Annotated in this window: 24 protein-coding genes; 8 read left to right on the top strand and 16 right to left on the bottom strand. The window is 66.6% G+C overall.

All coding sequences use genetic code 11. From position 1 onward, the window contains the following. Nucleotides 1–10: 10 nt before the first annotated feature. Nucleotides 11–1,192, bottom strand: a complete 1,182-nt coding sequence (locus PIN01S_RS09320; protein WP_084335386.1) for an efflux RND transporter periplasmic adaptor subunit — start codon at nt 1,190–1,192, stop codon at nt 11–13. A 168-nt stretch (nt 1,193–1,360) separates the two neighbouring features. Between PIN01S_RS09320 and baeS the strand changes: the two genes are divergently transcribed. The 3 genes from baeS (at nt 1,361) to lipA (ending at nt 4,636) form a co-directional block, all read left to right on the top strand. Beyond that, nucleotides 1,361–2,755, top strand: a complete 1,395-nt coding sequence (baeS, locus tag PIN01S_RS09315) for a sensor histidine kinase efflux regulator BaeS (protein WP_090257184.1) — start codon at nt 1,361–1,363, stop codon at nt 2,753–2,755. Between the two features lies 1 nt (nt 2,756). After that, nucleotides 2,757–3,440, top strand: a complete 684-nt coding sequence (locus PIN01S_RS09310; RefSeq protein ID WP_084335384.1) for a response regulator — start codon at nt 2,757–2,759, stop codon at nt 3,438–3,440. Between the two features lie 143 nt (nt 3,441–3,583). Then, on the top strand, nt 3,584–4,636 hold the full coding sequence (gene lipA, locus PIN01S_RS09305) for a lipoyl synthase (RefSeq protein ID WP_084335383.1): 1,053 nt from the start codon (nt 3,584–3,586) through the stop codon (nt 4,634–4,636). Nucleotides 4,637–4,715: 79 nt separating this feature from the next. Here the strand turns inward: lipA and lipB are convergent, their stop codons facing one another. The 11 genes from lipB to PIN01S_RS09250 all read right to left on the bottom strand — a co-directional run bounded on the left by lipB (nt 4,716) and on the right by PIN01S_RS09250 (nt 14,782). After that, nucleotides 4,716–5,339 (bottom strand): lipoyl(octanoyl) transferase LipB, encoded by a 624-nt coding sequence (lipB, locus tag PIN01S_RS09300; RefSeq protein WP_084335382.1) that lies wholly within the window; start codon nt 5,337–5,339, stop codon nt 4,716–4,718. After that, entirely contained in the window at nt 5,340–5,618 is a 279-nt protein-coding gene (locus PIN01S_RS09295; RefSeq protein ID WP_084335381.1) for a DUF493 domain-containing protein, read from the bottom strand. It abuts the gene before it with no gap. 64 nt (nt 5,619–5,682) lie between these two features. Further along, nucleotides 5,683–6,843 (bottom strand): D-alanyl-D-alanine carboxypeptidase family protein, encoded by a 1,161-nt coding sequence (locus PIN01S_RS09290; RefSeq protein WP_084335380.1) that lies wholly within the window; start codon nt 6,841–6,843, stop codon nt 5,683–5,685. Nucleotides 6,844–6,910: 67 nt separating this feature from the next. Continuing rightward, nucleotides 6,911–7,948 (bottom strand): septal ring lytic transglycosylase RlpA family protein, encoded by a 1,038-nt coding sequence (locus PIN01S_RS09285; protein WP_084335379.1) that lies wholly within the window; start codon nt 7,946–7,948, stop codon nt 6,911–6,913. Continuing rightward, entirely contained in the window at nt 7,948–8,958 is a 1,011-nt protein-coding gene (mltB, locus tag PIN01S_RS09280; RefSeq protein ID WP_084335378.1) for a lytic murein transglycosylase B, read from the bottom strand. Before mltB ends, PIN01S_RS09285 begins: the two co-directional genes overlap by 1 nt. 18 nt (nt 8,959–8,976) lie before the next feature. Then, a complete protein-coding gene (rodA, locus tag PIN01S_RS09275) occupies nt 8,977–10,080 on the bottom strand; it encodes a rod shape-determining protein RodA (protein WP_170837197.1) in 1,104 nt (367 codons plus the stop codon). Nucleotides 10,081–10,111: 31 nt separating this feature from the next. Continuing rightward, nucleotides 10,112–12,007 carry a penicillin-binding protein 2 gene (gene mrdA / locus PIN01S_RS09270; protein WP_084335376.1) on the bottom strand — a complete coding sequence of 632 codons (1,896 nt, stop codon included), beginning with the start codon at nt 12,005–12,007 and terminating at the stop codon, nt 10,112–10,114. Between the two features lie 9 nt (nt 12,008–12,016). After that, nucleotides 12,017–12,484: a 23S rRNA (pseudouridine(1915)-N(3))-methyltransferase RlmH gene (gene rlmH / locus PIN01S_RS09265; protein WP_084335375.1), complete on the bottom strand. Its 468-nt coding sequence runs from the start codon at nt 12,482–12,484 to the stop codon at nt 12,017–12,019. A gap of 9 nt (nt 12,485–12,493) precedes the next feature. Next, a complete protein-coding gene (rsfS, locus tag PIN01S_RS09260) occupies nt 12,494–12,853 on the bottom strand; it encodes a ribosome silencing factor (RefSeq protein WP_084335374.1) in 360 nt (119 codons plus the stop codon). Between the two features lie 22 nt (nt 12,854–12,875). Continuing rightward, on the bottom strand, nt 12,876–13,523 hold the full coding sequence (gene nadD, locus PIN01S_RS09255; protein WP_084335373.1) for a nicotinate-nucleotide adenylyltransferase: 648 nt from the start codon (nt 13,521–13,523) through the stop codon (nt 12,876–12,878). Next, nucleotides 13,523–14,782, bottom strand: a complete 1,260-nt coding sequence (locus tag PIN01S_RS09250) for a glutamate-5-semialdehyde dehydrogenase (protein ID WP_084335372.1) — start codon at nt 14,780–14,782, stop codon at nt 13,523–13,525. Before PIN01S_RS09250 ends, nadD begins: the two co-directional genes overlap by 1 nt. A 259-nt stretch (nt 14,783–15,041) precedes the next feature. On the opposite strand from PIN01S_RS09250, the gene PIN01S_RS09245 reads away from it, so the two are divergent. Beyond that, a complete protein-coding gene (locus PIN01S_RS09245) occupies nt 15,042–16,268 on the top strand; it encodes an alpha/beta fold hydrolase (RefSeq protein WP_084335371.1) in 1,227 nt (408 codons plus the stop codon). A gap of 10 nt (nt 16,269–16,278) precedes the next feature. Here the strand turns inward: PIN01S_RS09245 and PIN01S_RS09240 are convergent, their stop codons facing one another. Further along, complete coding sequence (locus PIN01S_RS09240; RefSeq protein WP_084335370.1) at nt 16,279–17,148, bottom strand: class I SAM-dependent methyltransferase; 870 nt, start codon at nt 17,146–17,148, stop codon at nt 16,279–16,281. Between the two features lie 179 nt (nt 17,149–17,327). Here PIN01S_RS09240 and PIN01S_RS09235 point away from each other — a divergent pair, with 179 nt between their 5' ends. Together PIN01S_RS09235 and PIN01S_RS09230 are read left to right on the top strand one after the other, a co-directional pair. Beyond that, the gene (locus PIN01S_RS09235; RefSeq protein ID WP_084335550.1) at nt 17,328–18,047 is read left to right on the top strand and encodes a DNA-3-methyladenine glycosylase; all 720 of its coding nucleotides are present in this window, start codon (nt 17,328–17,330) and stop codon (nt 18,045–18,047) included. Beyond that, the gene (locus PIN01S_RS09230) at nt 18,040–19,359 is read left to right on the top strand and encodes a bifunctional DedA family/phosphatase PAP2 family protein (RefSeq protein WP_084335369.1); all 1,320 of its coding nucleotides are present in this window, start codon (nt 18,040–18,042) and stop codon (nt 19,357–19,359) included. The genes PIN01S_RS09235 and PIN01S_RS09230 overlap by 8 nt, the downstream gene beginning before the upstream one ends. Nucleotides 19,360–19,461: 102 nt before the next feature. On the opposite strand, the gene PIN01S_RS09225 is transcribed toward PIN01S_RS09230, so the two are convergent. From PIN01S_RS09225 to PIN01S_RS09215, 3 genes are all read right to left on the bottom strand, one after another. Continuing rightward, complete coding sequence (locus PIN01S_RS09225; protein ID WP_084335368.1) at nt 19,462–20,052, bottom strand: LON peptidase substrate-binding domain-containing protein; 591 nt, start codon at nt 20,050–20,052, stop codon at nt 19,462–19,464. Nucleotides 20,053–20,134: 82 nt separating this feature from the next. After that, the gene (locus tag PIN01S_RS09220; RefSeq protein WP_084335367.1) at nt 20,135–20,851 is read right to left on the bottom strand and encodes an LrgB family protein; all 717 of its coding nucleotides are present in this window, start codon (nt 20,849–20,851) and stop codon (nt 20,135–20,137) included. After that, complete coding sequence (locus tag PIN01S_RS09215; protein ID WP_084335366.1) at nt 20,848–21,210, bottom strand: CidA/LrgA family protein; 363 nt, start codon at nt 21,208–21,210, stop codon at nt 20,848–20,850. Before PIN01S_RS09215 ends, PIN01S_RS09220 begins: the two co-directional genes overlap by 4 nt. A 166-nt stretch (nt 21,211–21,376) precedes the next feature. Here PIN01S_RS09215 and PIN01S_RS09210 point away from each other — a divergent pair, with 166 nt between their 5' ends. Next, nucleotides 21,377–21,832, top strand: coding sequence for a MaoC family dehydratase (locus PIN01S_RS09210; protein WP_084335365.1), 456 nt, complete (start codon nt 21,377–21,379; stop codon nt 21,830–21,832). A 102-nt stretch (nt 21,833–21,934) separates the two neighbouring features. After that, nucleotides 21,935–23,656, top strand: coding sequence for a C13 family peptidase (locus tag PIN01S_RS09205; protein ID WP_084335364.1), 1,722 nt, complete (start codon nt 21,935–21,937; stop codon nt 23,654–23,656). Nucleotides 23,657–23,674: the final 18 nt, after the last annotated feature.

Raw genomic sequence — 23,674 nt, 5'->3', positions numbered from 1 at the left:
CGTCCGATCCTCAGTTCGCGCTGCGGGTGGCCAGGCTGTCGCTGGCGCCGGCCGGTTGTTCGAGGGCGACGCTGCGGACCGAAGTACCGACCCTGGCCTTCTGCCCGCCCTCGACGATCACCTGGTCGCCGGCGGCCAAGCCGCCGGTCACCCACCAGTCGTTGCCGACGCTACGACCGAGCGTTACCAGGCGCTGCTCGACCTTGCCGTCGACCACCAGCAGGACACTGGCCGCACCGCTGGCACTGCGCGTCACCGCCCGTTGCGGCACCAGCAGGGCCTGATCGTCCACCGCTTCTTCCAGCACCGCGCGAACGTACATGCCCGGCAGCAACAGGCCATCGGGGTTCGGTACCACGGCGCGCAGCGTGACACTGCCGGTGCTTTCCGACACCGTGGCACCGGCGAACTGCAAGCGGCCTTCATGTGCGTACGGGCTGCCGTCCTCCAGCAGCAGGGTGATGCGCGCTTCGTCCTTGCCGGCGCTCTTCAGCTTGCCCTCGGCCAGTTCGCGCTTGAGGCGCAGTACTTCGGCGCTGGACTGGGTGACGTCGACATACAGCGGATCGATCTGCTGCACGGTAGTCAAGGCGGTTTCCTGGCTGGCGGTCACCAACGCGCCGGGGGTTACCGTGGAGGTCTCGATGCGGCCGGAGATCGGCGCGTCGATGCGGGTGTAGGCGAGGTTGATGCGGGCGCTGTCCACGCTGGCCTGGGCCGATTTCACGTCGGCCTCGGCGGTCTTCAGACTGGCCTGGGCATCTTCGTTGTCCTGCTGGCTGACCGCATCGATCTTTGCCAGCTCGGCGTAACGCTTCGCCTTCAGCCGCGCCGACACCAGGGTCGCTTCGGCCTTGGCGGCATTGGCCCTGGCCTCGGCATAAGCCGCCTGGTAGGTCGCCGGGTCGAGCTGGTACAGCGCATCCCCCGCCTTGACCTCGGCGCCCTCGGTGAACAGCCGCTGCTTCACGATACCGCCGACCTGCGGACGAATCTCCGCCACCATCCAGGCCCGTGTACGCCCCGGCAGCTCGCTGGTAAGCGTCTGCGATTGCGGGGTCAGGGTGATCACACCCACTTCGGGCGGCGGGGGCGCCGGCATCTCACCTGCCGGCGAGCAACCGGCCAGCACCGCCGAGAGGGCAATGAGCGGGGCCAGGTTGACCAGGAATCTGTTGAGTATTGTGGGCATCGGTTTCTCCAACCGGCAGGCGCCGGTGCGTTCTCGTCTCTGATGGCCAGCGATGCTGAGCGGCAAATGTGGAGAAAAATTGGAGATTGCCCCGCCGGGCCCCGTCCCGCCTTGAAACCGGCACCGAGGACGGCCTTAATGACGGCTCCTCGACGCACGCCTGAATCCATGAAAATCAGCATTTCCACCAAACTATTCCTCGCCGTGCTCTCCACCGCCCTGTGTGTCACCCTGGCCATGGGTGCGGCCGACGGCTGGAGCTTCGTCCGCGGCTTCCTCGGCTATGTCAACGAACTGGCCGTGCAGCGTATGGACGCCATGCAGACACAGGTCAGCGAAGGCTACCGGCAGCACGGCAACTGGGAATTCGTTCGCAACCAGCCCCGCGTCTGGTTCGAAATGACCCGGCCGGAAAACGACCCGTTCCGCCCCGGCGACATGTCCACGCCCCGGCTCGCGCCGGTTTCCGACCTGACCGGGGCCATGCTGCGCATCTCCCTGCTGGACGAGCGCGGCGAACCGGTGATGAGCTTCATCGAAGTGGGGCGGGACGCGGTGCGCCGGCCGATCGTGGTCGACGGGCGGACCGTCGGCTGGCTGGCCATGACGCCCTTCCAAAGCGTCATCGAGGTCGGCGGCCAACGCTTCTTGCACAACCAGTTGCGGGCCAGCCTGGTCGTCGGGCTGATCGCCCTGCTGCTGGCGGCGCTGATCGCCTGGTGGGTGGCGCGACGACTGCTGGCGCCGGTCAAGCAGGTGGCTGCCGCCACCCATCGTCTGGCCGCGGGCGAATACACCGAGCGGGTGAGTGTCGACTCCCAGGATGAAGTCGGCCAACTGGCCCGCGACTTCAACCAGCTCGCCCACACCCTGGAGCGCAACGAGCAAATGCGCCGGGCCTTCATGGCCGATGTCTCCCATGAGCTGCGCACACCGCTGGCGATCCTGCGCGGCGAACTCGAGGCCATCGAGGATGGCGTGCGCAAGCTCGACGGCGAATCGCTTCGCTCGCTACAGGCGGAGGTCGGCATGTTGAGCAAGCTGGTGGACGATCTCTACGAACTGTCGCTGGCGGACGTCGGCGCGCTGACCTATCGCAAGAGCGAGCTGGACATCGTCGAGCAACTGCGCATCGTCCTCGGCATCTACCGCGATCGTTGCGCCGAACACGGCCTGGCCCTGGAGCTGCAACTCCCCGCGCAGCCCGTGCCGGTGCTCGCCGATGCCGGGCGCTTGCAGCAGTTGTTCAGCAACCTGCTGGAGAACACCATGCGCTACACCCATGCCGGCGGCTGCCTGCGAGTCGCCGTCCAGGTCGAGGACGATGCGGTGAGCATCGATTTCCTCGATTCGGCGCCCGGCGTGGACGAACGACACCTGCCGCGGCTGTTCGAACGCTTCTACCGCGGCGAGGGATCGCGCAGCCGTGCCAGTGGCGGGTCGGGGCTCGGCCTGGCGATCTGTCACAGCATCGTCGAGGCCCATGGCGGCACCATCGAAGCGCGCCCCTCTCCCCTCGGCGGGCTTTGGCTGAACATCCGTCTGCCGAAGGGAGGACAGTGACATGCTCAACGATGCCCCGGCGTCCGCCCGCATCCTGGTGGTGGAGGACGAACCCAAGCTGGCCGCCCTGCTGCGCGACTACCTGCAGGCGGCGGGTCATGACGTCGCCTGCCTGGACAATGGCTTGAAGGTCGTGCCCGCGGTCCGCGCACAGGAGCCGGACCTGATTCTCCTCGACCTGATGCTGCCGGGCCGCGATGGCCTGGAGGTGTGCCGGGAACTGCGCACGTTCAGCGACGTGCCGATCATCATGGTCACCGCCCGGGTCGAGGAGATCGACCGCCTGCTCGGCCTCGACCTCGGCGCCGACGACTACATCTGCAAGCCGTTCAGCCCCCGCGAAGTGGTGGCCCGCGCCCGTGCGATCCTGCGCCGGCGCCCACTGACCGTCCGGACGGAACAAGGGCTGAGCCTGGACGAAAGCACCTACAAGGCGAGCTTCAAGGGCATCGAGCTGGACCTGACGCCCGTGGAGTTCCGCCTGCTGAGTTGCCTGGCAGCTTCCCCTGGGCGGGTGTTTTCCCGCGACCAGCTGCTGGATCGCCTCTACGACGACCACCGGGTGGTCACCGACCGCACGGTGGACAGTCACGTCAAGAACCTGCGGCGCAAGCTGGAGCAGATCGACCCGGAGCAGAGCCTGATCCATTCGATCTATGGGGTGGGGTACAAGTTGGAATTCTGAGGCGGGGAAGATCGAAGCCAGGCGCACCACTGCACACCGGCCAGCGGGCGGCTGCCAGCTTGTGCGAATACCTTCTGTGATAGACTGCGCGGCGGCCACAAGCCACCAGCCTATGGAGCCTCTACACGGAGTCCAGATTCCCGATGTCCGATACAACCCCGTCCAAACCCGTTGCCAGCGGCGACAAGTTCCGCACCGCTCAGGGCATCGTCGCGATCAAGGACGGCCAGAAGCGCCGCTCCTCTGCCGAACCCCAGGTCTTCGAGCCCAAGCCCAAGTGGCTGCGGGTCAAGGCGCCTGGTGGCAGCCGCTTCGAAGCGGTCAAGCGCAACGTCGGCGAGCACCGCCTGAGCACGGTGTGCCAGGAGTCGCATTGCCCGAACATGGGCGAGTGCTGGTCCAACGGTACCGCCACGATCATGCTGATGGGCTCGGTGTGCACACGCGCCTGTCGCTTCTGCGCGGTGGATACCGGCAACCCGAACGGCTGGCTGGACAAGGAAGAACCGCAGAACACCGCCGAGTCGGTCGAGCTGATGGCGCTGCGCTACATCGTGCTGACCTCGGTGGATCGAGACGATCTGGAAGATGGTGGCGCCAGCCATTACGCCGCCTGCGTGCGCGCCATCAAGGAGCGCACCCCGCAAGTGGTGGTGGAGGCCCTGACCCCGGATTTCAACGGCAACCTGTCGGCCATCGAACGGGTAGTGGATTCCGGCCTGGAAGTGTTCGCACAGAACGTCGAGACGGTCGAACGCCTGACCCATGAGGTGCGCGATCCGCGCGCCGGCTACGAGAAGACTCTGAACGTGTTGGCGCATGCCAAGCGTCACCGCCCGGACGTGCTGACCAAGACCAGCCTGATGCTGGGCCTGGGCGAAACCGACGAGGAAGTCATCGCGACCATGGATGACCTGCGCGCCATCGGCGTGGACATCCTCACCCTCGGCCAGTACCTGCAGCCGACGCGCAACCACCTGCCGGTCAAGCGCTGGGTCAGCCCCGAGGAGTTCAACCGTTTCCGCGACATCGGCCTGCAGAAGGGCTTCATGGAAGTCGCCGCCGGCCCGCTGGTGCGTTCCAGCTACCGCGCCGACCGAGTATTCGAGAAGAACAACCTGGGCCTGGCGGCACCGGCTCCGGTGCCCGGTCAGGAAGTCGATACCAGCCTCATCCCGACGCTGAACCTGAACTGACGCTCTCCGAATCACGCCGTTGGCTAATCCAGGCTATGGCCACCCCGGTGACCTAGCCTGGATTAACGAAGCGAACGCCTCAGACGTACCCCAGCCGCTGGCGCAGCACCTGCTCGAGACGCTGCGCCACCTCCTCGATCGCTGGCGGCGTATCGAGCAGGTCCCTCAGTTGCACCATTTTCAGCCCGGCATAGCCGCAGGGGTTGATGCGCAGGAAGGGCGTCATGTCCATATCCACATTGAGCGCCAGCCCGTGGAACGAGCAGCCCCGGCTGACCCGTAGCCCCAGCGAAGCGATCTTGTCGCCGTTGACATACACGCCAGGCGCATCGGCCTTTGGCGCCGCCTCCACGGAATAGCTGGCCAGCACATCCACCAAGCTCTCTTCCATCGCCGTCACCAACTCGCGCACGCCCAGATTCAGACGGCGCAGATCCAGCATCAGATAGGCCACCAGCTGGCCCGGGCCGTGGTAGGTAACCTGCCCGCCGCGATCGACCTGGATCACTGGAATGTCGCCCGGCGCCAACAGATGCTCGGACTTGCCGGCCTGCCCCTGGGTAAACACCCGGGGATGCTGCAGCAGCCAGATTTCGTCGGGCGTCAGTTCGTTGCGCTCGGCAGTCAGCCGACGCATCGATTCCAGGGTCGGCAGATAGTCCACCACCCCAAGATGGCGTACGACGAGTTCAGCTGCCGCCACTTACAACACCATGTGCACGCGGCCAGTGGCGCGGAGGTCGATATGGATCGCCTGCAACTGCTCCAGGCCGGTGGCGGTGATCAGCACCTGCACGGAGAGGAAACGCCCGTTGCGGCTGTCGCGCACCACCAGGCTCGATGCGTCGAGATCGGGAGCGTGGCGCTGGATGACTTCGATCACCAGGTCGGCGAAGCCTTCGCCGGCGTCGCCGATCACCTTGATCGGATAGCGCTCGCAGGGGAAGTCGATTTTCGGGGCTTGTACATCGGTATCGGTCATGGCGTCAGCGGGCCTCTGGCCCGTCCAAAGGGGTGCGCCCGGGCAGGGAGCACCCCAGGGCAAATCAATTGAACAATCCGTAGAAGAACAGGCGGATGCTATCCCACAGACGACGGAAGAAACCACCTTCCTCCACGCCTTCCAGCGCAACCAGATCCGCGCTGTGCACCACCTCGTCGCCCAGCTTGACCTCCACCTTGCCGATCACGTCGCCCTTCTGGATCGGCGCGACCAGTTGCGGTTCGAGGGTCATGCTGGCGGCCAGCTTCTTCAGTTGTCCCTTCGGCAGGGTCAGGGTCAGGTCCTGGTTCAGGCCCGCCTTGACCTGGCGCGCGCTGCCCTTCCAGACCTGGGCCTGGGCCAGTTCGGCACCCTTCTGGTAGAAGGTCTGGGTTTCGAAGAAACGGAAACCGTAGGTCAGCAGCTTCTGGGTCTCGGCGGCACGGGCCTGCTCGCTGGCAGTGCCGAAGACCACGGCGATCAGGCGCATGCCGTCGCGCACGGCGGAGGATACCAGGCAGTAGCCGGCTTCCTCGGTGTGGCCGGTCTTCAGGCCGTCCACGGTCTTGTCGCGCCACAGCAGCAGGTTGCGGTTGGGCTGCTTGATGCCGTTCCAGAAGAATTCTTTCTGTGCGTAGATGGCGTAGTGCTGCGGATCTTCGTAAACGATCGCGCGGGCCAGCAGCGCCATGTCGTGGGCCGAGGAATAGTGATCCGGGTCCGGCCAGCCGGTGGCATTCATGAAGTGGCTGTTGCGCATGCCGAGGCGCTCGGCGGTGGCGTTCATCATGTCGGCGAAGGCGTCTTCGCTGCCGGCGATGTGCTCGGCCAGGGCGACGCTGGCGTCGTTGCCGGACTGGATGATGATGCCGTGCAGCAGGTCGTTGACCGACACTTCCTTGCCCACTTCGATGAACATCTTCGAGCCGCCCATCCGCCAGGCCTTCTCGCTGACGCGGACCATGTCGGTTTCCTTGATCTGGCCCCGGTTGATGTCCAGGGTCGCCAGGTAGGCGGTCATCAGCTTGGTCAGGCTGGCCGGCGGCAAGCGCTCGTCGGCGTTGTTCTCGATCAGCACGTTACCGCTGGCGGCATCCATCAACACATACGACTTGGCGGCCAGTTGCGGCGGTGCCGGGATCACCGGTTCGGCGGCCCAGGCGGAGGCGCCGGTGAGCAGCAGAAGCGACAAGGTGATGCGTTGGGCAAAGCTGGTGATGTTCATCCGTCTCTCTGAGGTTTTAGGCTGATGGTCAAACATGCCCCGCGGGGCAATTCGGCGGGCCGGGTTCTCACTCCGGCTTCACGAAGGTCGGCTGGCCGAGGTTGGCCAGCCTCACGCTGTCCTGTACTTGCTGAGCCTCACCCTGCGTCTCGATCGGCCCCAGGCGCACCCGGTGCAGGATCTGCTGGTTGCGCACGACTGAGCTGATGAACACCGGCGCATTGACCGCCTGGCTCAGCTTGTCCTTGAGAAGCTCCGCAGCGTCGGGATTGGCGAAGGCCCCAACCTGGAGATACAGGCCAGAGGCTCCGGGCGAACCTTTTTTTTTTGCGTCGACCTGCACCGGCAGTACCGCCGCGGCGTGCTGCTGCGGCGGAGGCGTGTATTGCTCGATCGGCTGGGCCATCGGTGCCGGGCTCGGCTGGGCGACGCTGGCCACGGTGATCGGCGCGTTCTGGCTGACCGACTGAACCTTGGTCCCCGGCTGCGCCAGGACCATCGGCACCGGACGGCCCTGCTTGGCCCACCACTCGTTGGGATCGATGCCTTCCACCTTGACCCGCGCGGTGCCGACTTCGGCGTAACCGAGCTTCTTCGCCGCGGCGAAGGACAGGTCGATGATGCGGTCGGAATAGAACGGGCCACGGTCGTTGACCCGCAGGATCACGCTGCGGCCGTTCTCCAGGTTGGTCACCCGCACGTAGCTCGGCAGCGGCAGCGTCTTGTGCGCGGCGGTCATGCCGTAGAGATCGTAGGTTTCACCGTTGGCGGTGGCCTGGCCGTGGAACTTGGTGCCGTACCAGGAGGCGGTGCCAACGGCCTGGTAGCGCCGCGCATCGCTCATCGGGTAGTAGGTCTGGCCGAGCACCGTGTAGGGGTTGGCCTTGTAGCTGCCGTAATGCGGCATGGGCACCGCATCGGGAATGCGCGAGACATCCACGTCCCACCAGGGCGCGCCGTCCCGATGCGGGCGGCTGAAGCTTCCGGGACCGGAAATCGGCGTCACGCCCGGTTGCACGGGTTGCGGCGCGCGGCTGCTGGAACAGCTCGCCAACATCAAACCCAGTGTACCCAGGGCGACCCATTTGATCGGCATCTGTACCATCACTTCCGGCCTCGTGCCTGAACCAGCAGATCGGACAGCTGATGCACGGCCATGGCGTACATCACGCTGCGGTTATAGCGTGTGATCACGTAGAAATTCGGCAACCCCATCCAGTACTCCGGGCCGGCTTCGCCGTCCAGGCGGAAGGCGGTGACGGCCAGGTCGTCGCGCAGGGCGTCCCGGCTCGCCCAGCCCAGGCTACGCAATTCACCGACGTTTTTCACCGGTTCCAGACCTTCGGTCAAGCCCTGCTCGACTTGGTCGCCGCGCACCTGGGCCGCGCTGACCACCGGTTCGCCGGCCACCCAGCCGTGACGCTGGAAGTAGCTGGCGACGCTGCCGATGGCATCCACCGGATTGCTCCAGATATCGATGTGCCCGTCGTTGTCGAAGTCCACCGCGTAAGCGCGGAAGCTGCTCGGCATGAATTGCGGCAGGCCCATGGCACCGGCGTAGGAACCTTTCAAGGTCAGCGGATCGACCTGCTCCTCGCGAGCCAGCAGGAGGAATTCCTTGAGCTGCTGGCGGAAGAACGGCGCCCGCGGCGGATAATCGAAGCCAAGAGTGGACAGCGCGTCGATCACCCGATAGCTGCCGGTGTTGCGTCCGTAGAAGGTTTCCACGCCGATGATCGCAACGATCACCTGGGCCGGCACCCCGTATTCCTGCTCGGCGCGGGCCAGCGCAGCCTCATGCTCGCGCCAGAAATCCACCCCGCGGGCGATGCGCGATTCGGTGATGAAGATCGGCCGGTATTCCTTCCACGGCTTCACCTTCTCCGCCGGCCGGGAAATCGCGTCGAGAATCGTCTGCTTGCGCTCCACGTCGTGGAACAGGCTGACCAGTTGCTCACCGGCGAAACCGTAGTCGCGCGTCATCTCGGCGACGAACTCGGCCACCTGGGGCGAACCTTCGTAATCCCCCGCCTGCGCGAAAGCGGAAAACCCCAGAACGCCAGCCAGACCGATTCGAATCGCCTTGCCCGCAGCCCAGCTACGCAGCTCTTGCATGGATTCCTTCACTTCTCGTTATACCTGTGCGATCCACTTGCGATGGGTGTGGATCGACATCAAAACCCCGAACCCTGACAGTAGTGTCACCAGCGAAGTTCCACCGTAACTGATGAAGGGCAACGGCACCCCCACCACGGGCAGCAAGCCGCTGACCATACCGATATTCACGAAGACATAAACGAAAAAGGTCATGGTCAGGCTGCCGGCCAGTAGCTTGCCGAACAATGTCTGCGCCTGGACCGTGACCACCAGGCCGCGACCGATCAGCAGCAGGTAGATCAACAGCAGCAGGCAGACGCCGACCAGGCCGAACTCTTCGCCAAGGACCGCAATGATAAAGTCCGTATGGCTTTCGGGCAAAAAATCCAGGTGCGACTGGGTGCCGAGCAGCCAGCCCTTGCCGAACACCCCGCCGGAACCGATGGCAGCCTTCGACTGAATGATGTTCCAGCCGGTACCCAGGGGATCGCTCTCCGGGTCGAGGAAGGTCAGCACCCGCTGCTTCTGATACTGCTTGAGGACGAAGAACCACATGCCGACGGCGATCGGTACCACCGCCGCCGCCGCTCCGAGAATCCAGCGCCAGCGCAGACCGGCGATGAACAGCACGAAGGCACCGGAAGCCAGGATCAGCAACGAGGTTCCCAGGTCCGGCTGCTTGAGGATCAGCACGAACGGCACGCCGATCAGCGCCAGGCTGATGGCAATGTGTTTGAGCCGGGGCGGCAGGTTGCGCTTGGCCAGGTACCAGGCGATGGTCGCCGGCATGATGATCTTCATGAACTCCGAGGGCTGGAAGCGGATCACCCCGGGGATGTTGATCCAGCGCGTCGCCCCCTTGGCGTCGTGCCCCATTACGTCCACCACCACCAGCAGGCCGACGCCGACCAGGTAGGCCAGCGGCACCCAGCGCGCCATGAAGCGCGGCTCGAGCTGGGCGATGACGATCATGGCGGTCAGTCCCACGCCGAAGGAGACTGCCTGCTTGATCAGCATGTCCCAGCTCTTGCCGCTGGCCGAATACAGGACGAACAGGCCGCCGGCGGCCAGGAGCAGCAACAGCAGCAGCAACTGCCCGTCGATGTGCATGCGCTGCAGCAGGCTGGCGCGGCGGCGCATCACGTCTTCGCTGGACAGGGTACGGTCGAAGTTACCGTTCATGGGCGAGCACCTCCGCAGGCCGGGGCTCGGCGAATTCGGGTTTCAGTTGGCCGTTCTCGTCCAACAGCCAGGCGTCCATCACCTGCTTGACCACCGGTGCGGCGACACCGGAGCCGGACTCGCCGTTCTCCACCATCACCGCCACGGCGATCTCCGGGTTCTCCGCCGGAGCGAAGCCGATGAACAGCGCGTGGTCGCGGTGACGCTCCTGCACCTTGGAACGGTCGTATTTTTCGCCCTGCTTGATCGCCACCACCTGGGCGGTACCGCTCTTGCCGGCGATGCGGTAGACCGCGCTGTCGCCCACCTTGCGCGCGGTGCCGCGCGGCCCGTGGAGCACCATTTCCATGCCGTTGCGCGCATAGTCCCAGAACTTCGGGTCGCGCAGCACGATATCGGGCATCGGATTCTCGTCCACCGGCGGCTTGCCCTCGATGCTCTTGGCCAAGTGCGGGCGAATCCACTTGCCGCGGTTGGCCATCAGCGCCGTGGCCTGGGCCAGTTGCAGCGGCGTCGCCTGCATGTAGCCCTGACCGATACCGAGGATCAGCGTCTCGCCGGGGTACCAGGCCTGGCGGTAGCGGGCGCGCTTCCAGTCGCGCGAGGGCATCAGGCCCTCGGCTTCCTCGAACATGTCCAGGGACACGCGCTGGCCGATACCGAAACGCGACAGGTAGTCGTGCAGGCGATCGATACCCATCTTGTGGGCGAGGTCGTAAAAGTAGGTGTCGTTGGAGCGCATGATCGCCATCTCCAGGTTCACCCAGCCGTCGCCGCTGCGGTTCCAGTTGCGGTACTTGTGATCGTAATTGGGCAGTTGATAGAAGCCCGGATCGAACACCCGCGTCGCCGGCGTCACCACCCCGGCATCCAGCCCGGCCACCGCCACCATCGGCTTGATCGTCGAACCCGGCGGGTAGAGTCCCCGCAATACGCGGTTGTAGAGCGGCCGGTCGATGGAGTCGCGCAGCTCGGCGTAGTCCTTGAAGCTGATGCCGGTGACGAACAGGTTGGGGTTGAAGCTCGGCTGGCTGACCATCGCCAGCACGTCGCCGGTGGCCGGTTCGATCGCCACCACCGCGCCACGGCGCCCGCCCAGGGCGGCTTCGGCGGCTTCCTGCAGCTTCAGGTCGAGGGTCAGGGTCAGGTCCTTGCCGGGGGTCGGGTCGGTGCGCTTGAGCACCCGCAATACCCGTCCACGGGCATTGGTCTCGACTTCCTCGTACCCCACCTGGCCGTGCAACTGATCTTCATAGAAGCGCTCGATGCCGGTCTTGCCGATATGGTGGGTGCCGCTGTAATCCACCGGGTCGAGCTTCTTCAGCTCCTGTTCGTTGATCCGTCCGACATAGCCGACCGAATGGGCGAAATGCTCCTTCTGCGGGTAGTGACGGACCAATTGGGCAGCCACCTCCACGCCGGGCAGGCGGAACTGGTTGACCGCGATACGGGCGATCTGGTCCTCGCTCAGCTCGAACAGCACCGGCACCGGCTCGAACGGCCGCCGTCCCTGCTTCATGCGCTTCTCGAACAGCGCACGGTCGTCCGGGGTCAGCTCCAGCACCTCGACGATGATGTCCAGCACCTGTTCCCAGTCGCCGGCCCGCTCACGGGTTACCGTGAGGCTGAAGCTCGGCCGGTTGTCGGCGATGATCACGCCGTTGCGATCGAAGATCAGCCCACGGGTCGGCGGGATCGGCTGGACGTGGACCCGGTTGTTTTCCGACAGGGTCGAGTGGTACTCGTACTGGATCACCTGCAGATAATACAGCCGCGCCACCAGCGCCAGGATCAGCGCCACCACCACCACGGCACCCGCGATGACGCGGCTGCGCACCAGGCGTGCATCCTTTTCGTGGTCTTTCAGGCGGATCGGCTGCGGCATCGGTGACGGTTACTTGTGATAGGGATGGCCGGACAACACCGTCCAGGCCCGGTAGATCTGTTCGCCGATCAGGATGCGAACCAGCGGGTGCGGCAAGGTCAGCGGCGACAGCGACCAGCGCTGCTCGCTGCGGGCGCAGACCTCCGGTGCCAGCCCTTCGGGCCCGCCCACCATCAGGTTGACGGTGCGCGCGTCCAGCCGCCAGCGATCCAGCTCCGCCGCCAGTTGCTCGGTGCTCCAGGGCTTGCCGTGCACCTCCAGGGTGACAATGCGCTCGCCCGGCTGCACCTTCGCCAGCATGGCCTCGCCCTCCTGACGGATCAGGCGCGCCACGTCGGCATTCTTGCCACGGGTGTTCAGCGGGATTTCCACCAGATCGAGCGCCAGCTCGGGCGGCAGGCGCTTGGCATATTCCTGCCAGCCTTCCTCCACCCAACGCGGCATGCGCGAACCGACGGCGATCAGCTTGATACGCACGGCGGTCGCTTACTCGTGATCGGAACCGTGCTGCGCGCGGCTCTGCTCGGCACCCTGCCAGAGACGTTCGAGGTCATAGAACTGGCGGGTGGCGACCTGCATCACGTGGACCACCACGTCGCCAAGATCGAGCAGGGCCCATTCGCCCCCATCCAGGCCTTCGCTGCCCAGCGGGCGCACGCCGTTTTCCTTGACCTTCTCCAGCACGTTGTCGGCAATCGACTTCACGTGACGGCTGGAGGTACCGCTGGCGATCACCATGTAATCGGTAACGCTGGTCTTACCGCGGACATCGATGGTGGTGATGTCCTGAGCCTTCATGTCTTCCAGGGCGTCGATCGCCAGCTGGACCAGTTGATCGTTTTGCATGAGTGGTTCTGTTGCCTCGTGTTCAATTCGTCGGCGCACGGTACAGCCCGTGCGCGTTGATGTATGCCAGCACCGCATCGGGTACCAGGAAACGCACCGATCTGCCGCTGGCCAGCCGTTGGCGGATCTGGGTGGCCGACACTTCCAATGGCGTCTGCCAGACGAAAGCGATGTGGCCGCTCGGCCCGGTGAGGGCCTGTGGATCGTTGATGCTGCGCGCGGCGACCAAGTCGCGCAGGCTTTCTGGGGGCTCACTGTCGGCATCCGGCCGTTGCAGCACCAGGATGTGGCAGTGATCGAGCAGCTCCTCCCAGCGGTGCCAAGTCGGCAAGCCGCAGAAGGCATCCCACCCCAGCAGCAGGAACAACTGGTCTTCCGGCGCCAGTTCGGCGCGCAGGGATTCCAGGGTGTCGATGCTGTAGGACGGCTTGTCGCGCCTCAGCTCGCGGTCGTCCACCGTGAGCGGCGGCAGGCCCGCCACGGCCTGCTCGACCATCGCCAGCCGGTCGGCCGCCGATACCTGCGGCGTGTTGCGGTGCGGCGGGCGCGCGCTGGGAATCAGGCGCAGTTCGTCGAGACCGAACTGTTCGGCCACCTCCAGCGCGCCGCGCAGATGGCCGATGTGCACCGGGTCGAAGGTGCCGCCGAGAATGCCGATCCGTTTCGCCATCAGCCGCGCAGCTGACCGTCGCCGATCACCACGTACTTCTCGCAGGTCAGGCCTTCCAGGCCGACCGGACCGCGCGCATGCAGCTTATCGGTGGAAATGCCGATCTCCGCGCCCAGGCCGTACTCGAAGCCGTCGGCGAAGCAGGTCGGGGTATTGAGCATCACCGAACTGGAGTCCACCTCGGCGAGGAAGCGCCGGGCATGGCCCTGGTGCTCGGTGACGATGGAGTCGGTGTGGTGCGAACCGTAACGGTTGATGTGCGCGATGGCCTCGTCGAGCCCGTCGACCACGCGGATCGACAGGATCGCCGCCAGGTACTCGGTGCTCCAGTCCTCTTCCGTCGCCGGCTCGGCCTGGATCAGTGCACGGGTACGCTCGCAACCGCGCAGCTCGACGCCCTTTTCCACGAACATCTGCGCCATGGCCGGCAGGAAGGCCGCGGCCACCGCCTGGTCGACCAGCAGGGTTTCCATCGCGCCGCAGATGCCATAGCGGTAGCACTTGGCGTTGAAGGCGATGCTCCGGGCCTTTTCCAGGTCGGCCAGCGCATCGACGTAGACGTGGCAAATGCCGTCCAGGTGCTTGATCACCGGCACGCGGGCATCGCGGCTGATGCGTTCGATCAGGCCCTTGCCGCCGCGCGGGACGATCACGTCGACGAACTCCGGCATGGCGATCAACGCGCCTACTGCCGCGCGGTCGGTGGTATCCACCACTTGCACCGCCGTGTCCGGCAGCCCGGCCTCGGCCAGCCCCTGGCGGATGCAGGCGGCAATGGCGCGGTTGGAATGGATCGCTTCGGAACCGCCGCGCAGGATGGTGGCGTTGCCGGACTTCAGACACAGGCTGGCGGCATCGATGGTCACGTTCGGCCGCGACTCGTAGATGATGCCGATCACGCCCAGCGGCACGCGCATCTTGCCGATCTGGATGCCCGAGGGGCGGTAGCTCATGTCGCGGATCGCGCCCACCGGGTCCGGCAGGGCGGCGACCTGGCGCAGGCCTTCGATCATGGAATCGATGCGCGCCGGGGTCAGGGCCAGGCGATCCAGCAGCGCTGGCTCGAGAGCGTTCGCCTTGCCCTGGTCAAGATCCTTCTGGTTGGCGGCGGCCAACTCGTCGCGGGCGGCGTCGAGGGCAGCGGCGGCGGCCAGCAGGGCGCGGTTCTTCTGCGCGGTACTGGCCTGGGCGATCACCCGCGAGGCATCGCGCGCGGCGCGGCCCAGGCGGGTCATGTAGTCGAGCACGGACTCGGTCATGGTCTCGGAGGTCTGGCAGTCGAGGAAAGCGGCTGATTATAGCGGGGCCGGGAGCCCACGCCCAGCGGCGTCGGGCGGACGGCAGCGAGGCGTTACGCCACACCGGAGGTAACGCCGTGGCGCGCCGTTCCTGACCGCTGGGATGAACGGTGACGTCCGCCCGCCCGAAGGTTGGGTGAACAAAAGTGCTACCGGTGATTACCTTCCCCTGGAGGGTGCCGCCAGAACAAGAAGAAGCGGCCGCCAGGGAGATGCCTGCATGCGATACCGAACCGATTTCAGTGCCGGCCAGCTCGGCGCCGCCCCGGACGTGCTCGAACTGGGCCCGTGGCGCCTGCATTACCAGGCGTTCGCCGCGCGTGCCGGGGACGATCGAGCCCCGGTGCTGCTGCTCGGCGGGGCCTTCCAGAGCTTTCGCTCTTTCACCGGCGAAGTCGCCGAGCTGCTCGCCGAACACCCGGTGATCCTGCTCGACCTGCCCAGCCAGGGCGGCAACCCGCAGCTCGCCCCGGAACTGACGCTGGCCGACCTCGCCGACCTGATCGCCGCCTTCGCCGAGGCCCTGCACATCCCGCCGCTGATGCCCATCGGCCTGTCCTATGGCTCGGCCATCGCCGCCCTGTTCGCCGCCCGCCACCCGCGTCATTGCGCGCGCCTGCTGCTGGCCGGCATCACCGCCTTCGGCCGCCCCGGCGCCCGGCTGTTGCTGGAAGAAAGCCTGGCATTGCTCGCCGAAGGCCGGCATGCGGCGTTTGCCCAGGGCGCCCTGAACGGCCTGATCAATCCGTTGCGCGTACAGGAAACCGAGGTCTCGCCGACCTTCCGCAAGGCTCTGCTGCGGCAGTTGCAGCGCCTGACGCCCGAGGAGGTCGAGCGCTATCGGCAGAACAGCCGGCGCCTGCTGGCGTTCCCTGGCTTCGACCGTCATCCGCAATGCCCGACGCTGGTGCTCGCCGGCGAACACGACCACTTCACCCAGCCCTGGGAACATGCCCTGTTCGCCGCCGCCTGCACCAATGCCGATTGTGCGCTGATCCACGGTGCCGACCATCTGGCCCAGTTCGAACGCCGCGAAGCCTGTGCCGGCCTGTACGACCCGTTCCTGCGGGGCGAGGCGCTGCCGCTGGCCAGCCCCGGGAGCACCCGCCTGGCCCGCGACGGCCTGCAGCTGCTCGACCGCCGCCACGAACCGCGCCTGCCGCCCCGCCAGCGCAAGGCGTTGCTGCATCACGACCAGGGCGGCGACTGGCCGGTGGAGCTGAATGAGCTGGGCTTCTTCGGCGGCCACCTGCTCGCCGACCTGCCGGACGAGCTGCCGTGGCGCGGCTGGCAGTTGCTGACAGCCGACCTCCCCGCCCTCGACCTGCTGCCCCTGCGGCGCACGGCGGGCGGACTGGCGTTCATCTTCTCCCACATCGAGCCCCAGGCCAGCGCGGCGCTGACGGCACACATCGCTCCGCCGGCACCGCGGGCGGCCTGCGCCTGAGTCTTCGCGATCAGCGCAGGCCAGCGCCGACACTCGCCTCGATCACCCGCACCAGCGTCGGCACCTTCGACGGACGCAGGCCGAGGCCGGGGCTTTCCCGGCTCGGGTCGAGCACGCGGGTACGGTGAAAACCACAACGCCCGAACGCCTCGCGGATTTCCTCATGGCTGCGATAGTGCAGCGGGTAGCTGCCGCGGGTCAGACGGCCGATGAACTCCACCGCCCAGCGCAACTGGCGGTAATGCGGGTGCTCACGCAGGTCCGGATAAAGTTCGGTGAGGTAGGTGGCCCGGGGGAATTCGGCGAGTTGCGTGGCGAGCCTGGTCCAGAAGTCCTCGATCAGGGGACGCTCGAAGTAGTTCACCAGCCCTTCGGTGATCACCACCACCGGATACTGCGGATCGAGCCCGGCGAACAGTGCCTCCAGGCTGTGCGGGCCGCGCTCGGCGAGAATGTCCACCGAGCGCACCTGGTGACGGCTGTCCAGCCAGCCCTCGCCATGCAGCAACAGGCGTTTGCGCGCCGCCATCGGCGGCAGGTCGGCCTCCACGTAATGCAGGTCCGGGTAGCGCACCCGGAAGCGCCGCCCGCGCGGGGAGAGGCCGCAGGCGATCTCCACCACCTGGCGCACGCCGCCCTGTTCGACGGCTTCGGTCAGGCGCGCGTCGATCAACAGGTGGCGCTGGAGCAGGAAATGCTCGACATCCAGACCGAACCCCACGCGCGCCACCCAGGCTACCGGCGCCAGCACGCCGTGAGCGAAGCGGCCGAAGCCGGTGGCGAAGGCCGGCTCGGCCAGCCGATGGCGATACCAGACGTAACCCGTGTAGTGGGCACTGGGTGTGATGTAGACACTGTCGGCGCGGGCGGAGCGGTTCATGCTGGCACTCTTGTCGTTATGCCCCGACCCTAAGCCCTCCAAGCGAAGCGGGCAATCCAGCGAAGCCCACGCCCAACCTAAGTTGGTCGCAAGCGCCCCATGCCTTGTTACAACTCACCGACGGGCGCGCGGCAGGCTTGGTTATCATGTCCGGCATCCCAGCCTGGACCGCTGCCCGCATGTTCGATTCGACCCCTGCCGACCTGCCCTGGCCCGCTGCCCGTCCGCTTCCGGACTCGTTCTTCGACCGTGACGCCCAACTCGTCGCCCGCGAACTGCTCGGCAAAGTGCTGCGGCACAAGGTCGGCGGCCTCTGGCTCGCGGCGCGGATCATCGAGACCGAGGCCTACTATCGCGACGACAAAGGCAGCCACTCGTCCCTCGGCCATACCCACTCGCGGCGGGCCATGTTCATGGATGGCGGGCACATTTACATGTATTACGCGCGTGGCGGCGACACCCTAAACATCAGCGTCCACGGCCTGGGCAACGCCGTGCTGGTGAAATCCGGGCATCCCTGGCTGGATGCCGTCTCCGGGCCGGAGAGCCTGGCCCTGATGCAACGCAACAATACAGGCGCCAACGGCCGGCCGCGCCCGGTCGAACGCCTCTGCGCCGGCCAGACGCTGCTGTGCAAGGCACTCGGTCTCAAGGTGCCCGAATGGAACGCCCGGCGCTTCGACTGGCAACGGTTCTTCGTCGAGGATGTCGGCGAACACCCCATCGGTATCATCCAGACCACCCGCCTCGGCATTCCGCTGGGGCGCGACGAGCACCTGGCCTATCGCTTCGTCGATGCCGGCTTCGCGCGTCACTGCACACGAAACCCGCTGCGGCGCGGACAGGTCGAAGGTCGCGACTTCCATCGTCTCGTCCACGGGAACCCCATCCATGACTGAATGGCTCGACGGCCTCACCGCCTGGCTTTCCGCCCACCCGCAGTGGCTAGGGCTGGCCTTGTTCGTGGTGGCCTGCACCGAGTGCCTGGCCATCATCGGCCTGCTGATGCCCGGTGCCGTGCTGCTGTTCACCCTTGCGGTGCTGGCCGGCAGCGGCGCCCTGGGGCTCGGCGAGACGCTGCTGCTGGCCTACTGCGGCGGGCTGCTGGGAGATTTGCTGTCCTATGCGCTGGGCCGGCGCTTTCACCAGAACATCCGGCGCCTGCCGGGGCTGCGTCACCATCCGGAATGGATGGCCAGCGCGGAGATCCATTTTCACAAATACGGTTTCGCCAGCCTGCTGGTGGGGCGCTTCATCGGTCCGCTGCGGCCCATGTTGCCGATGGTCGCCGGCATGCTCGATATGCCGTTCGGCCGTTTCCTGCTGGTCAGCCTGCTGGCGTCGGTCGGCTGGGCACTAGCCTACCTGCTGCCCGGCTGGGCCACCGGCGCGGCCCTGCGCCTGCCGCTGCCGGAGGGTTTCTGGAGCGAGGCGGCGCTGGTCGCGGCGCCCCTGGGCCTGCTGCTCGGGCTGTGCATCCACTTCAGCCTGCAACGGCATCCGCGGGTCCCGCTGCTGGCCGCCGGGCTGTGCATGGCCGCCCTGGCCGCGCTGTTCGTCGGCTGGCCGCAGCTCGACCGCCTCGACCAGGGCTTGCTGGCATTGCTGCAGGAGCACCGCCATGCCTGGGTCGACCGGCTGATGGTGGTCGCCACTCGCCTCGGCGACTTCAAGACCCAGGTGGCCGCCGGCACCCTGCTCTGCGCGCTGCTGCTGTTCGCCCGCCAATGGCGGCCGGCGCTCTTCGCCATCGGCAGCCTGCTCGGCACGGCGCTGGCCAATGGCAGCCTGAAATGGCTGTTCGCCCGGGTCCGCCCAGACGTGTTGGTGCATCCCCTGGAGAGCTACAGCTTCCCCAGCGGACACAGCTCGGCGGCCTTCGCCTTCTTCCTGACCCTCGGCGTACTGGCCGGCCGCGGCCAACCGCCGCGCCTACGCCTGACCTGGCTGCTGCTGGCCTGCCTGCCGGCACTGGTGATCGCCCTGTCGCGGGTCTACCTGGGCGTGCACTGGCCGACCGACATTCTCGCCGGTGCCCTGCTCGCCGCCACCGTCTGCGCCGCCAGCCTGAGCCTGCTGCAGCGCCACGCCGCGTTGCCGGCGCTGGCGCCACGGGTCTGGTGGCTGGTACTACCGGCCACCCTCGCGTTGCTCGGCGGCATCGCCACTTGGGCTCTACCCGAAGCAATGGAGATGTATCGGTATCAGTGAAGTGCAGGCGAATGAATTCGCCCCTACAGAAGAGCCGGTTCGGCCGAGGTACGAACGACGCACAAGTGCAGGGGCGAACTCATTCGCCCAAATGGCCGTGCCCTACGCCGTCATCTCGCTCTGGAAGTCGTCGAGCAGCTCCTGGATGTAATCCAGGCGTTGCGCCGGGTCGTTGAGCAGCAGGAGTTGCAGCTTCTGCGCCGGGGTGAACGGCAGCAGGTAGGCGAGTTGGTTGGCCAGCGCTTGCTGGCCGGTCACCGTTCCGCTCATGCCCAGCGCCTCGACCATCGGGTGTTCCACCAGCACCGTGAGCAGCGCCGCCAGGTCGGCATGTTCGCCCAGCAGCGGGCGGTCCGGCGTCTCGTTCAGCCAGTCCACCTCGGCCAGGGTGAGCTGGTCCGGCTGCACCGTGGCACGGTTGACGCGGAAACGCCGGCCACCCTCCACGCGAATTCCCAGCAGGCCATTGGGACGCTGTTGCCAGTCGCGGATCAGCGCCTCGCAGCCGATGGCGGCGAAGCGGCTGGCGGCCTCGCCGGTTTCCTCGCCCTCGATGATGCACACCACGCCGAAGCCTTCGCCCTGCTTCAGGCAGCGCCCGAGCATGTCCAGGTAACGCGCCTCGAACAGTTGCAGGTCGAGCATGCAGCCGGGGAACAGCACGGTGTTGAGCGGGAACAACGGAAAATTCATGCACAACCCTCATCGATAAATCGCGCCCCCTTCTTTCCAGAGAGCGGATCGGGCGGCGATGGTTCAAGGCGACGGGCGTGGATCAGACTAGCAGTGCCACCACCAGCGGCAGAACCACGGCGGTGGTCATGCCCATCAGGCTCATAGCCAGGGCGGCGAAAGCACCGCACTCCTCGCCTTCCTGCAACGCTCGCGAGGTGCCGACGGCGTGGGCGGTGAGGCCGAGGGCCATGCCCTGAGCCGCCGGATGACGCACGCCGATAAGGCGCAGCAGCTCCGGGCCGAGGATCGCGCCAAGCACCCCGGTGATCAGCACGAACACCGCCGCCAGCGCCGCCACGCCGCCGATCTGATCGGCCACCAGCATGGCGATGGGCGAGGTCACCGACTTCGGCGCCATGGTCATCAGCACCATGCGCTCGGCGCCGAAGGCCCAGGCCAGCGCCACGCCCGAAACGGTCGCCACGACACCGGCGATCAGCAGGGTCAGCAGGGTCGGCCAGAACAACTGGCGAATCCGCCGCAGGTTGAGAAACAGCGGCACCGCCAGCGCCACCGTGGCCGGTCCGAGCAGCACGCTCAGCACCTCCACGCTCTTGCGGTACTCGGCGTAGGTCAGGCCGCAGAGCAGCAGCACGCCGATCAGCACCAGCATGGACACCAGCACCGGCTGGAGGAATACCCAGCGGGTCTTCTCGTAGGCCGCCAGCGCCAACTGGTAGGCGGCCAGGGTAATACCGACGCCGAACAGCGGATGGTGGATCAGCGCCTGCCAGGCGCCCTGCCAGTCGAGGCTCATGTCGGCTCCCGGCGGCGCACCTGGCGCTCGATCAGCTTCTGCATCAACCAGCCGGCGAAGGCCAGCGACAGCACCAGGGACAGCGCCAGCGCGCCGACGATGGCCCAGAAGTCAGCGGCGATCGCCGCCGCATAGACCATCACCCCCACCGCCGGCGGCACCAGCAGCAACGGCAGGTAGCGCAGCAGGCTGGAAGCCGCGACGTTGAGCGGTTCGCCCACTTCGCCACGCACCAGCAGGAAGACGAACAGCAGCACCAGCCCGATGATCGGGCCCGGCAGCATGGGCAGGATGAGTACCGAAAGAACGGTGCCGATCAGTTGGAACAGCACCAGCCAGGTCAGGCCGCGTAACAGCATGGGGGTCTCCACAATCGAGCTGGGCATTATAGGCATGCCGGCGGCGCGCTATAACCCGCCATTCGCCAGGGCGATGCAGGCTTGACCCTGCGCCCCCGCCATGCTGATCTTAGCGGCACGTTCGCATCCAATAACAACAACACCCCCGCGTCCTCAAGGAGGATCTATGCCGTTCGTACCCGTTGCAGAACTGAAGGACCATGTAGGCAAGGAGCTGGGTCGCTCCGAGTGGCTGACGATCGACCAGCAACGTATCAACCAGTTCGCCGAGTGCACCGGCGACCACCAGTTCATCCATGTGGACCCGGAAAAGGCCAGGCAGACCCCCTTCGGCTCCACCATCGCCCACGGCTTCCTGTCGCTGTCGCTGATCCCCATGCTGATGGAAAAGATCATGATCATGCCCCAGGGCCTGAAAATGGCGGTCAACTACGGCCTGGACAGCGTGCGCTTCATCCAGCCGGTGAAAGTGGACTCCCGGGTGCGCCTGGTGGTGACCCTCACCGACGCCAACGAGAAGAACCCCGGCCAGTGGCTGCTCAAGGCCCGAGCCGTGCTGGAAATCGAAGGCCAGGAGAAGCCCGCCTACATCGCCGAGCCGCTGACGCTCTGCTTCGTCTGATCCACGGCTCGACGGAACCGGGGCGCGGCGACGCCCCGTTTTCGTTTCCGGCGTCCAGTTGCGGCATACTGCGGCGAAACGCCCGTCTCCCTGGAATTCCCCATGCGTCGCCGATTCGCCTCCCTGGCTCCCCTCAGTCTCGCCCTGCTGCTCGCCGCCTGCGGTGACGGCGAACCGCTGCTGCCGCCGGATGGCGTGCTGCCGGACGGCGGACGCTACCGGGGCGAACTGGTCGACGGCCGGCTGCATGGCCACGGCCGGATCGACTACCCCAACGGCAGTTGGTCCGAAGGCGAATTCCGCAATGGCCTGCAGGAAGGGCCGGGCACTTGGCACGGCCCGTCCGGGGATACCTATACGGGCGGTTTCCACCAAGGCCAGTTCGATGGCCAGGGCACCCTGGTCTACCGCGACGGAACCCGCTACCGGGGCGGCTTCAAGGCCGGTCGCATGCACGGCGAAGGCACCTTCGAGCAGAACGGCCTGGTCTATCGCGGCGAATTCCGCGACGACCGCTTCCACGGCCTCGGCAGCCTGGAGCGGCCGGATGGCAGCCGCTTCCTGGGCCAGTTCGTGCGTGGCGAACCGAATGGCGAAGGGGTGCGCCACGATACCGACGGCGGCCAGTTGAGCGGACGCTTCCGCAAAGGGCAGCTGGATGGCGAAGGCAGTTACCAGGGCAGCGACGGCGGGCGCTACAGCGGGCTGTTCAAGAACGACCTGTTCCATGGCCGGGGCCGCTACGAAAGCGCCAACGGCGACGTCTGGCTCGGCGCGTTCAAGGACGGCGCGCTGAACGGTCCCGGCGAGTTCCACGGCGCCGACGGCAGCCGCTACCTGGGTGAGTTCCGCGACTGGCGCTACCACGGCGAAGGCCGCCTGGACCTGCCCGACGGCAGTCATTACCAGGGCCGTTTCGCCAACGGCGACTACCAAGGCAAGGGCACCCTGACCCTGGCCGACGGCAGCCAGCAGAGCGGCACCTGGCGGAACGGCCGGCTGGCCCTCGATGCCCAGGGCCGCACCCAGGCCGACCCGCTCGAACTCGGCCTGCTGGAACAGGGCCGTCTACTCGACCAGGCCCTCGCCGCCCTGCCCGCCTCCACCCCGGCGATGGAGCTGTACAGCCTGGCCCTGGCCGGCGACGGCAAGCAGAGCGTGTTCCTGCGCGAGGCCGACTACGTCAGCCAACTGCTCGGCAAGCGCTTCGGCGCCTATGGCCAGGTCACCCTGGTCAACCACCGCGACCACCTGGCCGACCGTCCGCTGGCCACCCGCGAGAGCCTGTCCCGCGCGGTGCAGGCCATCGCCGAGCGCAGCGGCCCGGAAGACCTGGTGTTCATCTACCTGACCAGCCACGGCTCGCACACCCACGAACTGGCGCTCGACCAGCCGCGCCTGCAACTCGCCGACCTGCCTGCCAGGGAACTGGCCAACCTGCTCCAGCCACTCAAGGATCGGCACAAGGTCCTGGTGATTTCCGCCTGCTACTCCGGCGGCTTCATCCCGCCGCTGAAAGACGACAAGACCCTGGTGATGACCGCCGCACGCGCCGACCGGGTGTCCTTCGGCTGTTCGGAAGAAGCCGACTTCACCTACTTCGGTCGGGCTTTGTTCGCCGAGGCCCTGCAGGAGACCGACGACCTGGAGAAGGCTTTCGCCCTGGCGAAGGAGACGGTTGCCGAGCGCGAGAAGGCCGACGGCTTCGAACCGTCGGAGCCACAAATCTGGGCGCCCAAGGCTGTCATCACCCACTGGCGCACGCTGCGCGAACAACAAGCCGCGAAAACCCTCACGGCCAACGCCGGCCAAACATCCGACTAAGCTGATGGGTATCAGCGG

The organism is Pseudomonas indica NBRC 103045, from assembly GCF_002091635.1.
GTDB classification, from domain to species: Bacteria; Pseudomonadota; Gammaproteobacteria; order Pseudomonadales; family Pseudomonadaceae; genus Pseudomonas_M; species Pseudomonas_M indica.
The sequence above is the reverse complement of the archived record's forward strand: the minus strand, read 5'-3'. Positions and strand labels throughout refer to the sequence as shown.